Origin of the sequence: Bifidobacterium callitrichidarum, from assembly GCF_003129905.1 — a bacterium.
GTDB lineage: Bacteria > Actinomycetota > Actinomycetes > Actinomycetales > Bifidobacteriaceae > Bifidobacterium > Bifidobacterium callitrichidarum.
Genome location: NZ_QFFM01000042.1, coordinates 1 through 13,009, shown reverse-complemented (window position 1 = coordinate 13,009; position 13,009 = coordinate 1). Strand labels below are relative to the sequence as shown.

General features: G+C 62.1%; 9 protein-coding genes and 2 pseudogenes. 5 read left to right on the top strand and 6 right to left on the bottom strand.

What is annotated here, in order from left to right:
* Positions 1-89: 89 nt before the first annotated feature.
* Together DF196_RS12785 and ffh are read right to left on the bottom strand one after the other, a co-directional pair.
* The gene (locus tag DF196_RS12785) at positions 90-1,349 is read right to left on the bottom strand and encodes an endonuclease/exonuclease/phosphatase family protein (RefSeq protein WP_109058186.1); all 1,260 of its coding nucleotides are present in this window, start codon (positions 1,347-1,349) and stop codon (positions 90-92) included.
* Positions 1,350-1,617: 268 nt separating this feature from the next.
* A complete protein-coding gene (ffh, locus tag DF196_RS12780) occupies positions 1,618-3,267 on the bottom strand; it encodes a signal recognition particle protein (RefSeq protein WP_170115085.1) in 1,650 nt (549 codons plus the stop codon).
* 296 nt (positions 3,268-3,563) lie between these two features.
* On the opposite strand from ffh, the gene DF196_RS12775 reads away from it, so the two are divergent.
* Positions 3,564-4,472, top strand: coding sequence for a cation transporter (locus DF196_RS12775; protein WP_109058184.1), 909 nt, complete (start codon positions 3,564-3,566; stop codon positions 4,470-4,472).
* 280 nt (positions 4,473-4,752) lie between these two features.
* On the opposite strand, the gene cysS is transcribed toward DF196_RS12775, so the two are convergent.
* Complete coding sequence (cysS, locus tag DF196_RS12770; protein ID WP_109058183.1) at positions 4,753-6,399, bottom strand: cysteine--tRNA ligase; 1,647 nt, start codon at positions 6,397-6,399, stop codon at positions 4,753-4,755.
* A gap of 190 nt (positions 6,400-6,589) precedes the next feature.
* On the opposite strand from cysS, the gene DF196_RS12765 reads away from it, so the two are divergent.
* The 3 genes and pseudogenes from DF196_RS12765 to DF196_RS14240 form a co-directional block, all read left to right on the top strand.
* Positions 6,590-7,318, top strand: a complete 729-nt coding sequence (locus tag DF196_RS12765; RefSeq protein WP_109058182.1) for a type 1 glutamine amidotransferase — start codon at positions 6,590-6,592, stop codon at positions 7,316-7,318.
* Between the two features lie 193 nt (positions 7,319-7,511).
* Positions 7,512-9,450, top strand: a pseudogene (locus DF196_RS12760) (ABC-F family ATP-binding cassette domain-containing protein); the annotation flags it as partial.
* 119 nt (positions 9,451-9,569) lie between these two features.
* A pseudogene (locus DF196_RS14240) lies at positions 9,570-9,797 on the top strand (ABC transporter C-terminal domain-containing protein); the annotation flags it as partial.
* Between the two features lie 70 nt (positions 9,798-9,867).
* Here DF196_RS14240 and DF196_RS12755 read toward each other — a convergent pair.
* Positions 9,868-11,112 (bottom strand): ROK family transcriptional regulator, encoded by a 1,245-nt coding sequence (locus tag DF196_RS12755; protein ID WP_158276330.1) that lies wholly within the window; start codon positions 11,110-11,112, stop codon positions 9,868-9,870.
* A gap of 222 nt (positions 11,113-11,334) precedes the next feature.
* Here DF196_RS12755 and DF196_RS12750 point away from each other — a divergent pair, with 222 nt between their 5' ends.
* The gene (locus DF196_RS12750; protein WP_109058179.1) at positions 11,335-12,012 is read left to right on the top strand and encodes a nucleoside/nucleotide kinase family protein; all 678 of its coding nucleotides are present in this window, start codon (positions 11,335-11,337) and stop codon (positions 12,010-12,012) included.
* Positions 12,013-12,084: 72 nt separating this feature from the next.
* Here the strand turns inward: DF196_RS12750 and DF196_RS12745 are convergent, their stop codons facing one another.
* A complete protein-coding gene (locus DF196_RS12745) occupies positions 12,085-12,513 on the bottom strand; it encodes a type II toxin-antitoxin system VapC family toxin (RefSeq protein WP_241519723.1) in 429 nt (142 codons plus the stop codon).
* Positions 12,510-12,788 (bottom strand): FitA-like ribbon-helix-helix domain-containing protein, encoded by a 279-nt coding sequence (locus tag DF196_RS12740; protein ID WP_109058178.1) that lies wholly within the window; start codon positions 12,786-12,788, stop codon positions 12,510-12,512. The genes DF196_RS12745 and DF196_RS12740 overlap by 4 nt, the downstream gene beginning before the upstream one ends.
* Positions 12,789-13,009: the final 221 nt, after the last annotated feature.

The window sequence follows — 13,009 nt, the reverse complement described above, 5'->3', positions numbered from 1 at the left end:
GCGGACTAGGATTTCACGCTCACCACAGGTGAGGCACCACTCCGGATTACGCGCTCATTTTCAAATGAGGCACCTCGCCGGTTGCGGCGTCACTTCACCGTCAACGTCGCGGTGAGCGCCAGATGATCGGTGTCCTTGATCTCGAACGATTTGACGCCGGACGGCTTCAATCCCGGCGTGAACAGCACGTGATCCAGTTCGATGCGCGGCCACTTGAGCCATCGTGGGAACGTCAGGTTCGGACCGGCGCCTTGCGTAAGGCTCGCGTCTTTGAATCCGGCCTTGAGCAGGGCGCGGAAGCTCGGGTGGTCGGTGCCGGAGTTGAGGTCGCCCATGACCACGGCGATGTTGTGGTCGCCGATGGCTGAGGTGTTGGCGATGGCGCGCAAGCCCAGAATGCCGGCGGACCAGTCGGCGCAGCCGCGCATCGGGGACTTCGGGTGTGCCGAACAGAATGTCACCGTGCGGGCTCCTCGCAGGGATTCGGCGGACGCCGCGATGGCTGTGTCGGCATTGGCGCCGGTACGGATTGCCTCATCAGCGGAATCGGCGGTCGAAGCGGAAACGGCATCAGCGTTGGTCGGGGAAGCGGTGCCATTGGCGAGGATCGCGGGGGCGGCGTCATCGGCTGGAATGTCGGCACCGGAAGCATCAGCGTCGGCCGTGGCCGTCGGGGTGTCGGATAGCGCGGCGGGCTCCGGGTCGTCGAGCCTGAGCGTGATGGCTGGCACGTCGGCGGCGGGAATCTCTACCACGTTCGGCATGGCCGCGGCCGGCTTGTAGCGCGAGAAGACGACGTTGTACCCGCCGTTGTCGGTGTCCTTGGGTTCGCCGGACTGACGGTAGGGGAGGAGCTCGTCGATGCCGGCCGCGTCCAGACGGGCCATCAGGTCGTCGCTCACCTCCTGCAGGGCCAGCACGTCGATGCCGCGCGTGCGAACGTTCGCCACGATATCGGTGGCGTCGGCGCGGCCGTACCGGCAGTTCAGGGTCATGACGGCGAAGTGCGACGGCAATGTTTCACGACCCGTTTCACGGGCGGGGGACACTGTTTCACGGGGTGTTTCACGATGGGTTTCGCGCCGCTTGGCCAGCGGGTCGGAGGATAGGCCCCAATAGCTGAGTCGTTGCGCGGAGGTGAGCAGCGCAGCCGCCAACAAGCAGAACAGCGCGCCCCATGCATGCAGCCATGCAGCCACGCCAGCACCCACCAGCAAGGGAATCCATAGGAACGGCGTCAGTGCGACCATGTACGGCAGCGGCATGCGTGCCTCGGCACCGGCCGGCAGCGCGCACAGCGCCGCCCAGAGGAAACCGATGAGCGCCACGATATAGAGGAACGTGATCATGCGATTCCTTTCACTTACGACATTGGCTCCCTTCCCTAGGGGGAGCTGTCGTTGAAAGCGACTGGGGAAGCAACTCCCGAATTGTGGGAACTCCCCTCAGTCAGCTCCGCTGACAGCTCCCCTCAGAGAGGGGAGCCAAGATGATGAGGCTCAAACCTTGATGAAGGAGAGCCGGACGAGATATGGACTCAGTTCTCCTTCAGGAAGGAGACACAGAGCCAGAGCCAAGGGAATGCGGCTCTTTGCGAAGAGCCGCATCCGTAACGAATCAGCGACCGAGCAGGCCGCCGAGGCCGCCGCCCAGGTTCGGGGGCAGTTCGGCACCGCCGTCGCCACCCATCAGGCCTTCCAGACCGGCGGGCAGGGCCGGGTTCTGCGGCTTCTTGGCGAACGCGGAACCGCCGGTGGAGCCGGACGACTTGCCGGACAGACGGTCGCGCAATGCCTTCTCCTCGGCTTCGCGCTTCATCGGGTTGCCGGACTTGCCGCCCTTCTTCTTGTTCTTGCCCTTCTTCTTGCTGCCGCCCATGGCGGGACCGCCGAAGCCGGGGATGCCGCCGCCCATGCCAGCGCGGTTGGACATGCGCTTCATCATCTTCGCGGCCTGCTCGAAACGCTGCAGCAGGGCGTTGACCTGCGAGACCGTCACGCCGGAACCATAGGCGATGCGGGCACGGCGGGAGCCGTTGATGATCGACGGGTCACGGCGTTCGGCCGGCGTCATCGAACGGATGATGGCCTCCGTGCGGTCGATCTCCTTCTCATCAAACTGCTCCAGTTCCTTGCGATGCTGGGCCATGCCAGGAATCATACCGAGCAGCGACTTCATCGAACCGAGCTTCCTGACCTGCTGCAGCTGGTCCAGGAAGTCGTCCAGACCGAACGAACCGTCGGAGATCTTCTCGGCGGCCTTGCGGGCCTCCTCCTCGTCGAACTGCTTCTGCGCCTGCTCGATGAGCGTCATGATGTCGCCCATGTCGAGGATGCGGGAAGCCATGCGATCCGGGTGGAAGACCTCGAAGTCCTTCAGGCCCTCGCCGTTGGAGGCGAACAGAATCGGCTTGCCGGTCACGCTCGCCACGGACAGGGCCGCGCCGCCGCGGGCGTCGCCATCGAGCTTGGAGAGCACCACGCCGGTGAAGTCCACGCCCTCGTCAAAGGCCTTGGCGGTCTTGACGGCATCCTGACCGATCATCGCGTCGATCACGAACAGGATCTCGTTGGGCTGCACGGCGTCGCGGATGTCGCGGGCCTGCTTCATGAGCTCCTCGTCCACACCCAGACGGCCGGCGGTATCGATGATCACCGTGTCGTACAGCTTCTGCTTGGCGAAGACGATGGAATCGCGCGCCACCTTCACCGGATCGCCGGTGGTCTGGCCCGGCGCGGCCACGGCCTCACCGCCGTCCGACTGCACGCCCTTCTCTGGGGCGTACACCGGCACGCCGGCGCGTTCGCCGACCACCTGCAGCTGGGTCACGGCGTTCGGGCGCTGCAGATCGGCCGCCACCAGCAGCGGCGTATGGCCGGCGTCCTTGAGCCAGTAGCCGAGCTTGCCGGCCAGCGTGGTCTTACCGGCGCCCTGCAGACCGGCGAGCATGATGATCGTCGGCGGGTTCTTGGCGAAGTTCAGCGGACGATCCACGCCCTGGCCGAGCACGTCGGTCAACTCCTCGTTGACGATCTTCACCACCTGCTGGGCGGGGTTGAGCGCCTGGGAGACCTCCGTGCCGAGCGCGCGCTCGCGCACCTTGCCGGTGAAGGAACGCACCACTTCGAGCGCCACATCGGCGTCGAGCAGTGCGCGGCGAATCTCGCGGATAGTGCCGTCGATGTCCGCCTCGGAAAGCTTGCCCTTGCTCTTCAGATGCTTGAACGCATTCGAGAGTCTGTCAGTCAAAGAAGAAAATGCTGCCATAATGGGCAACAGTCTAGCCGCCACGCGGGAAATCGCGGGTTTGGCAGCGGCCGGTCTTGCGGACCCTCAGCCCGCGGCGCAATCCCGCCCGCCGATCGAGCGCTTCCGGTACCATGGAATGGCAATAAATCCAGTGTTTTTTTGGAATGCTTATGCTGTTTTGAAAATCCTTGGACACCACCCTATACGCAGACTGCCGTGCGCCCTCGCGAATCGAGCCAACGGACCGGAGAAACCGTGAGCCAGTGAAGTAGCGGGCCAACGCAGACATGCCGTGCAATAAGGAAGGCCCGCCTATGCCACAACATAAAACCATCGAACGCAAAGCCCTGATCGTCGGCATCGTCGTCAACGTGATTCAGGTCGCGGCCGGTATGGCCGTGTTCTTCATGACCGGTCTCAAGGCCATGTTCCTCGATTTCTCCTTCACCGCCATATCCGTGCTCTCCGGACTGGTGGCGGTGTACCTGTCCACCCGGACCGTGCGCACCACCGAACGGTTCCCCAACGGCCTGTTCGCGCTCGAGCCCATCTACGCGATCTGCAAGGCCATCTTCACTATGTCCCTGCTGGTGTATTCGCTGATTGACGTCTGCCGAGTGGCCTACGACTACTTCGTGCTCGGGGACGGCGAACGCATCGTCACCGGACCGGTGGTGATCTACGAGGTCCTGACCGTGGCCATCTGCTTCGGCCTGTACGTCTACTACCGCCGGGAGAACCGGACCATACGCAACGCCAGTACCATGCTCACCGCCGAATGCAAGAGCACGTTGGTCGACGGCGCGATGTCGTTCGGCATCGGCGCGGTGGCCGTGTTCCTCATGCTGCTGCCCGCCGGCGGCCCGCTGGACTTCCTGCATTACACCGGCGACTTCTTCATCACCGTGGCGCTCGTGGCGTTCACCATCAAGGAACCGTTCAGCGTGCTCAAGGACGCCTTCATCGAACTGGTCGGCGGCGTGCATGACGACGACGAGACCAACGCCTTCGTGGAAGCGGAGGCGCAGCATCACCTGCCGGAGAACACCGAATACGAGCAGACGCTGATCTTCAAGACCGGCATGAACTATACGGTGGACGTGTACTTGGCAGGCACCGGCGAGACCATCGACGTGGCGAACCTCATCGAATGCAAGCGCTCGCTGGAACAGGCGCTCAAGAAACGCCTGCACATCGTGGACGTCGACTTCGTGTTCAACTGATTAGGCATTCTTTTCGCGACAACTGCGTTATGAGGGGCTGACTTCCGGTTTCAGGGATACCTATCTGCGTTACAAGGGGCTGTTCCGCGAGTATATGGCGTGTATAAACCGCATGATTCCCATGGCGGATATGGCTGCCATACATCGTGCATCGCGATCTGGCAGCCCCTCGTAACGCAGATAGATGTTTCCGAAACCGGAAGTCAGCCCCTCGTAACACAGAATGGCCCCACGGGAATACCGTGGGGCCATTCTGCAATCAGAATATCGACTGAAAGTGTTACTTCAGAGACCAGGTCGAGCCCTGCGGACCGTCCTCGATGGCGATGCCGGCCTCACCCAAAGCATCGCGGATCGCGTCGGCCTTCGCGAAGTCCTTGGCCTTGCGGGCCTCCTGACGGGCCTTGAGCTGCTCGGCGATGAGCGCCTCCAGCGCGGAGTGCTCGGGGGAGTCGCCATCGGCGGCCGCGCCGCCGGCGGCACCGGCGGACACCCACGGCTCGGCCAGCGGGTCGAGACCCAGCGTATCGAGCATGGCGCGCACGGCCAGCAGGGACTCGCGCACCTCGGCGCGGGCCACCTCGGTATCTGCACGGTCAGCGAGTTTGCTCAGCAACGTGTTGCCGGAACGAATCGCGGTGAAGATCGCGGCGGTGGCGCCGGACACGTTGATGTCATCGTTCATCGCGGCCACGAAATCGGCGGGCAGGTCGTCGGCAGACACGGCGGCCACCTCCTCGCGGGAGGGTTGGTCCTCCAGCACCACGCCGGCGCGCTCGATGAAGTTCGCGATGCGATCGTAGGCGGCCTGCGCCTCCACCAGCGCCTGATCGGACCACTCCAGCATCGAACGGTACTGCACGGAACCGAGGGCGTATCGCACCACCCACGCGGAATGCTCGGCCAGCACGGACGGCACGGACAGGCCGGTGCCCAGTGACTTCGACATCTTCTCGCCCTTGGCCGTGACCCATGCCGAATGCATCCAACGGGCCGCAGACGGGTATCCGGCCGCGCGCGTCTGCGCCATCTCGTTCTCGTGATGCGGGAAGCGCAGATCCAGGCCGCCGCCGTGGATATCGAAGCCGTCGCCCAGATAACGGTGGGACATGGCGGAGCATTCGATGTGCCAGCCCGGACGGCCGACGCCGAACGGCGTGGACCAACGGGCGTCCTCGGGATCGGTGTCCTTCGGGGCCTTCCACAGCGCGAAATCGCGCGGATCATGCTTGTCGGGGGAGGCGTCGGCCGGGTCGACCGGATTGTACTTGTCCTCGCCGGCGGCGTCCACGGACGGGCCCATGCGGTCGGCGACGGCCGCGGCCTCATCCACCTCGGCGGTCTGCTTCTGATGGGTCAGCTCGCCGTAATGCGGCCAGGACGCCACGTCGAAGTACACGTTGCCGGTGGGCTTGCCGTCCTCGTCCACCACCACGTAGCCGTGGCCGTTGTCCAGGATGCGCTGGATCAAGTCGATCATGTCGGACATGTGGCCGGTGGCGCGCGGCTCCACGGTGGGCGGCAGCACGCCGAGCGTGTTGTACGCCTCGGTGAACTCGCGCTCGTAGTAGTAGGCGCGTGCCCACCACTGCTGTCCGGCCGCGGCGGCCTTGTCGAGGATCTTGTCGTCGATATCGGTCACGTTGCGCACGAACGTCACCTGATAGCCGAGCTTCAGGAACCAGCGGCGCACGATGTCGAACGCCACGGCCGCGCGGATATGGCCGATGTGCGGGGACGACTGCACGGTGGCGCCACACACGTAGATGCCCACCTTGCCGGGCTTGATCGGCGTGAAGTGGCTGACCTGATGCGAGGCCGTGTCATAAAGGCTCAGACCCTCGGCGGCCTTGGCCACATGCACCGGCGTCAGGCTCGACGGCATGACGGAAATGTTGAAATCCTGCGGTTCTTGGCTGTTTCCCATAGGCACCAAGCCTAAGGTCCGAACCAGACATGGGCAAGAGAAAAAACGGGGTGTGAACCGGTTGCGGCTTGTGTGCGTGGCGCTGGTCGGCGTCCGTCCGTCCCTCGTTTGTCTCCTTGACGGCCGCCATCCATGGCCGTTTCTTAACACGGTTAACACAGGCGGGGGCCGTTCGTGCCACAATGGAGATATGGCCACACCACAAGTGCTCATTCTGCAACATGTCCCGTGGGAACGTCCGGGGCGCATCCTGTCCAGTCTGGAGGATCTCGGACTGGAGACGGTGACGATGAACATCACCGACAAGAAGAAGCCCGACCTTCCCGACTTCGGCGAACTGGCAGGCGTGGTGATTATGGGCGGGCCGATGGGTGCGCTCGATTACGACAAGTACCCCGGACTGAAAACCGAGGCCAAGCTGGCCCGCGCGGCCGTGGCATCCGGCAAGCCGCTGCTCGGCGTGTGCCTGGGCCATCAGATCATCGCGACGGCCCTGGGCGCGCAGCTGCGCAAGGGCGAGGAACCGGAGATCGGGTTCGCGCCGATCAAGCGCATGGACCGTCATGACTTCTTCTCCATGTGGGACAAGCAGCTGAACGTGCTGCACTGGCATAACGACGTGGTCGGCCTGCCCGAAGGCGCCCAGCTGCTGGCACGTTCCGGCCTGACCAAGGTACAGGCGTTCCGTATCGGCCCGGCGCTGGGCATGCAATTCCATCTCGAGGTGTGCAAGTCGCTGCTGGACGAATGGCTTGAGGAGCCGAGCATGGTCAAGGACCTGAAGGCCGCCGGCGGCTCCAAATCCGCGCTGCGCGAGGCCTTCGAGCAGTACGACCCGCTGCTGCAGCCGCTGGCCGAGCAGGTGTTCTCCGGGTTCGCCGCCCGCTGTAACTCCTACGCCCAGACGCTGGGTAAGTAGCGCAAATCCCCATGATGTAGTGATTGGCGCATGGTGTAGGGAACGGTTCATGATGTAGGGCCGTAAAATGGCGGAATTCCGCGGGTGGTAAAATTTTTCTCCCTACAGCATGGGGAATTCCCTACATCATGTGCGTGGAGTGGCGCAATGTAGCCGCGGGCGATGGGCAAGCGTGCCGCTACATTGGTGAATCATGCCGACTTACGATATTGGACTGGAACACGTTTCGCTCGCCTTCGCCACCAAAACCATCTTCACCGACGTCACGCAGGGTGTGTTCGAGGGCGACCGCATCGGCATCGTCGGCCGTAACGGCGACGGCAAATCCACGCTGCTGCACCTGTTCCGCGGCACTCAGGAGCCTGATTCCGGCCGTGTGACCAAGCGCGGCGGCCTGACGTTCGGCATGCTCGACCAGCGCGATCCGCTCGACGATAACGCCACGATCCGCGAAGCCGCGCTTGAAGGCCGCGCCGACTACGAATGGGCGTCCGACAACACCTCCCGCGAGATCGTGGAGGCGCTGCTCGGCGGCATGAGCCTCGACGCCAAGGTCGGCTCCCTGTCCGGCGGCCAGCGTCGTCGCGCCGATCTGGCCCGCCTGCTGCTCAAGGACTGGGACATCCTCGCGCTCGACGAGCCCACCAACCACCTCGACGTGGTCACCATCCACTGGCTCGCCGAACACCTGAAGAACCGCTGGTCCAAGGGGCAGGGCGCACTGCTGCTCGTCACCCACGACCGTTGGTTCCTGGACGAGGTGTGCGAGTCGATGTGGGAGGTTCATGACGGCGTCATCGAACCGTTCGAGGGCGGCTACTCCGCATACATGCTCCAGCGCGTCGAACGCGACCGTCAGGCCGACGTGCGCGAGACCAAGCGCCGCAACCTGGCCCGCAAGGAGCTCGCATGGCTTTCGCGCGGCGCCCGCGCCCGTTCCACCAAGCAGAAGTTCCACGTCAAAGCCGCGCGCGAGCTCATCGCCGACGTGCCGCCGATGCGCAACACCTTGGAATTGAAGCAGATGGCCACTTCGCGACTCGGCAAGCAGGTGGTCGACCTCATTGACGTGACGCAGATCTTTGAACACACGCAGGGCACGGTCGCCGACATCGACCCGGATGTGGCGGCGCTCGCCAATTCCGCCTCCCGCGTGGACGTGGTCAACGCGATGTACGCCGAACCGCAGCTGCATGGCTCCGTGGAAGTCGCCGTCACCGATATGACCGACCCGCGTCTGGTGGACGCCGGCGTGCCGGAAGCCGTGGCGGCCGCCGAGGAAGCGCGCGCGAAGGCCGAAGCCGAAGGCGGCGCTGCGGCGCTCGCCGACGACCGCGAGGTGCGACGCATGAACACCGGCGGCGAGACCATCGGCGGGCCTGCGGCGGCCGAGTCCGGTGCCGACGAGACGGGTACGGGTGCCACGTCCGCCGCACGCAAGATCACGGTGTCCGGCCGCGAGATCTTGGACGACGTGACCTGGCTGATCGGCCCCGGCGACCGTTTCGGCATCGTCGGTGCGAACGGCGCCGGCAAGTCCACGCTGCTGAAGCTCATCGACGGTACGCTCACGCCGACCGCGGGCCATGTGAACATCGGCAAGACCGTGAAATTCGCCGTGCTCTCGCAGCGTCTCGACGAGCTGGAGAAGCTGGGCCAGTACAAGATCAAGGAAGTGCTTTCCCGTTACAAGCCAAGCTACATCGTGGACGGTAAGGAAGTCACCCCCGGTCAGCTCATGGAGCGTCTCGGCTTCGAATCCGCGCAGCTCATGACCCCGATCCGCGACCTGTCCGGCGGCCAGAAGCGCCGCATGCAGCTGCTGCTCATCCTGCTCGACGAGCCGAACGTGCTCATCATGGACGAGCCCGGCAACGATCTGGACACCGACATGCTCGCCGTCATGGAGGACCTGCTGGACACCTGGCCTGGCACGTTGATTGTGGTCTCCCACGACCGCTACCTGCTGGAGCGCGTGACCGACCAGCAGTTCGCGCTGCTCGGCGGCAAGGTGCGCCATCTGCCTGGCGGCGTGCAGGATTACCTCGATATGGTCGAGGATATTAAGAATGGCAAGGGATTGCCGGCTGATAATCCCGGTTTCGCGGGCACGGGCGGCAGCTCGTCCAGGAAGGGCGCCAAGGGCGCAGCCGCCTCGGCCCAGACCACCGCCAACGGTTCAGGCTCCGGTACTCAGGCCGCGAGTGATGCCAAGGCCACTGGCGATGCCGGTGCTGCTGCCGCCGAGCCAAAGCTCACCGGCAAGGCGTTCCACGAAGCATCCAAGCGTGTCAAGGCCATCGAGCGCAAGCTCGCCAAGCTGGAGGAGCAGAAGAGCGACCTCGAAGAGCAGATGGCCGCCCATGATCCGTCCGACTACGAGGGCCTCAACAAGCTCAACGAGCAGCTGAACGCCATCACCGCCGAGAACGACGACCTCGAAGCCGAATGGCTTGAGCTCTCCGAGCAGCTAGGCTAGCCCCTACCTCACTTACCTCATGAAACGGACGCTGAGCGATCGCTAGTGTACGTTTCATGAGGTAAGGGGGCTATCGATTCTGCTGATTGGCGAAGTCCTGCAGCATATCCAGCGAAGTCAGACCCTGATCGATGGCGGCATACGCCAAGCCAACAATGCCGGCCTGGGCCTCATCTGAGCAGGATTCAATACGCAATGATTTGGTCGCGAGCGGTTGTGCGCGCGCCCATACGCGCTCGCGGATGCCATTCATCAGCAGTTCGCCGCAATGCGAAAGCTCGCCTCCGACCACAATGCATGAAGGATTCAGCATGTTGACGCATGCGGAAATCACGTCACCGATGAGTCGGCCAGCCTGACGGATAAGCTGCACGGTCTCAACATCGCCATGGGAGGCTAGCTCAACCACATCATCTAAGGTATGAACGGCTTTGCCTTGCGTTTGCAAGGTTTGCAATATGGCCCATCCGCCTGCGGTGGCCTCCACGCATCCGGTGTTACCGCAGCGGCACAGGCTGTGCTCGCCAATATTGCCGAAGACATGAATGTGGCCGATGTCGCCTGCGGCGCCAAACGCTCCATGCATGATGGAACCTGAGGAGATGATGCCGGCGCCGAGTCCCATACCGGCGTGCACATACAACAAATGAGACACCATGTGCGATTCGTCGCCGGCTAATTCATAAGCTTTGCAGAGGGCTCGAGCATTGGCGTCATTCTCGATAAAGGCCGGGGTGTGATATCGCTCGGCAAAGTATTCGCGGATGTGGTGGTTCTCCCAGTGTTGCATGACCGGAGCTTGGATGATATTGCCGGTGACTGTCTCGACTCGGGTGGTCACGGCGATGGATACCGCAAACAACTGTATTGCGCCGGTGTCGGAGACTTCTGTAGTTGATGAAATGCTGAGTCCCTGAAGAAGCAGGGCATCGGCGGTTGCGCAAATCGTGTGCAATGCATCTTCAGGTTCGTTTTCTGCGCCGACGTTGATGGTCTGTGCGACGGCTGGCTGTCCGGAAAGGTCGCATAGCGCAACCGTAGTGGCTGTGGTCGCGATATCTATGGCAAGGATGTACGCGCAGAAAGGATTGAATGCAAAGCCTTGTGCCGGCCTGCCTCCTGTTGCGCTGGGAATGGCAAGCGGTTGCGCGATGCCGATGGCGGTGAGCTCATCGATGCGCTTGTTCACCGTCGGGCGTGCCCACCCGGTTGTCGCACCAATCTCACTGCGCGTCATCGGTCCGTGTTCTCGCAAGCGTGTGAGTAGCTCGACGGTACCGGCGCTGATATCGATGCTCTCCGCTGACTTATCCATAGTTGTCAGCATACAACATCGCTCTATTTGACAAAATCTTTACAAATATTTCCTTACTTCTGTATAGTACTATACAAAACTATGGTATAGTTATGTATCACAAGGAGAAAACGGATGACGGTGAAGCATTCGGTTACTCCGACTCGTTGGAGACTGCGGCAGCGGGTATCCAGTGAGCCCAACGTGAACACAGCAGAATTCATTCCGAGGAAGGAAACGACAATGGTGGTCAACATCGCAAATCTCGAAGAAGCCAAGGACCGTGTTAGGGAGCTGCTCGAATCCAATGAACGAGTGATTCTTGGCATTGTGGGCGCTCCCGGTGCCGGCAAGTCAACGCTGGCGCAGCTGCTGGCCGAAGCGTTCGAAGACGGCAGCGAAGCCGGCATCGCCGAGCCGGTGGATCATTTCGCCGCCTGGGTGCCGATGGACGGTTATCATTTGGCGGATGTGGAGCTGAAGCGCCTGGGCCGTCTACAGCGCAAAGGTGCCATCGACACCTTCGATGCGCGTGGCTATCGCTCGTTGCTGCAGCGCATCCACAAGGGCGAAGATGGCGTGATTTACGCTCCGATGTTCGAACGCGACCTTGAACAGCCTTTGGCGGGTGCCATCCCGGTGTTCCCGTGGACTCGTTTGGTGGTGACTGAGGGCAACTATTTGCTTGATGAAGCTGACGCTTGGAAGGATGTGCGTGCGGCCATGACGGAAGTCTGGTATGTCGACGTTGACGATGACCTGCGCCGCGAACGCTTGGTGGAACGCCACATTCAGTTCGGTAAGGCTCCCGAGCGGGCGCGCAAGTGGGTGATGGAAGTCGATGAAATCAATGCGCGTCGCATCGCCGCGTGCCGCGACCGCGCCGATGCGACGGTCGAGCTGCCTCCGCTGAACCTCTGATTCCGTAATCCCCTCACTACTCACCTCCGCAAACGTACACTGACTGCGGCTCAGCGTACGTTTGCGGAGGCGTTACTTGGTGTATTCCCAAGGATTGATGAGTTCGACGCCGGTGCCTTCGAAATCCTTAATGTTTCGGGTCGCCACGGCCGCACCATGAGAGCGTGCGATGGCCGCAATCATGGCATCCTGGATGCTGATGGGCCTGCCCATGTGCTCGCGTTTGGCACGGATTTCGGCATAGCCAATCGCTGATGCGGCGTCAAATGAGAGGATTCGATCCCCTAACATGAGTAATTGGAAATCTATGAGTCGGGAAAGATCGTTTCGTTTTCTGCCTGCTGGCATGCGACGGATGCCGGCGAATAATTCGGCGACCGTTATAGCGGTGGTGCTGAGATTCTCCGTTGTCTGGTTCCTGTACCAGTCCGCAACATGAGTATCTGGATTGCGGAGAACGGCCTCGCTGATGACGTTAGTGTCTAGAATAATCATGATCATTCAAAGATGACTGGCGGGCGCTCATCGCCAATGGTTCGCTCTGGTAGCGGGAGCTCACCCTCGGCCAATCCTTCGATGTCGTTCTCTTCCATGAATTTTCTCAGGCTGTCGTAAAAGTTTGAGGTTTCCATGTCGTGGCGCACGATTCTTCCTGCGGTGAAGTCCTCGATGAGGGAACGAGCTTCAGCTTCGGCCGAGCGATTGTTGCGCTTTGCTATGTCCTTGAATTTCTCGATGGTGTCGTCGTCAAGTTTCCGAATGGTCATGGTGCCCATAACGAATCCTCTCCTTTGCGATTCACTGTCTCATGCTGTCAAAATGCTAGCACGTAATGCATGCATTATGCAAGCATGTAAAGAAAAGAGAAAGCTCTGTTAAACCAAGATTGACATGAATTCCATTGGACTACCCTTCAGTCGGCTTCGCCGCCAGCTCGTCCTGCAATTGAGGACGAACTTCGTTCGCGTTCTGTTGGCTCGACTGTCGTCTCGCACAT

Bases quoted from the DNA above. Each gene is read 5' to 3' on its own strand.
- DF196_RS12785 (WP_109058186.1), bottom strand. From the start codon at position 1,349: ATGATCACGTTCCTCTATATCGTGGCGCTCATCGGTTTCCTCTGGGCG.
- ffh (WP_170115085.1), bottom strand. From the start codon at position 3,267: ATGGCAGCATTTTCTTCTTTGACTGACAGACTCTCGAATGCGTTCAAG.
- DF196_RS12775 (WP_109058184.1), top strand. From the start codon at position 3,564: ATGCCACAACATAAAACCATCGAACGCAAAGCCCTGATCGTCGGCATC.
- cysS (WP_109058183.1), bottom strand. From the start codon at position 6,399: ATGGGAAACAGCCAAGAACCGCAGGATTTCAACATTTCCGTCATGCCG.
- DF196_RS12765 (WP_109058182.1), top strand. From the start codon at position 6,590: ATGGCCACACCACAAGTGCTCATTCTGCAACATGTCCCGTGGGAACGT.
- DF196_RS12755 (WP_158276330.1), bottom strand. From the start codon at position 11,112: ATGGATAAGTCAGCGGAGAGCATCGATATCAGCGCCGGTACCGTCGAG.
- DF196_RS12750 (WP_109058179.1), top strand. From the start codon at position 11,335: ATGGTGGTCAACATCGCAAATCTCGAAGAAGCCAAGGACCGTGTTAGG.
- DF196_RS12745 (WP_241519723.1), bottom strand. From the start codon at position 12,513: ATGATCATGATTATTCTAGACACTAACGTCATCAGCGAGGCCGTTCTC.
- DF196_RS12740 (WP_109058178.1), bottom strand. From the start codon at position 12,788: ATGGGCACCATGACCATTCGGAAACTTGACGACGACACCATCGAGAAA.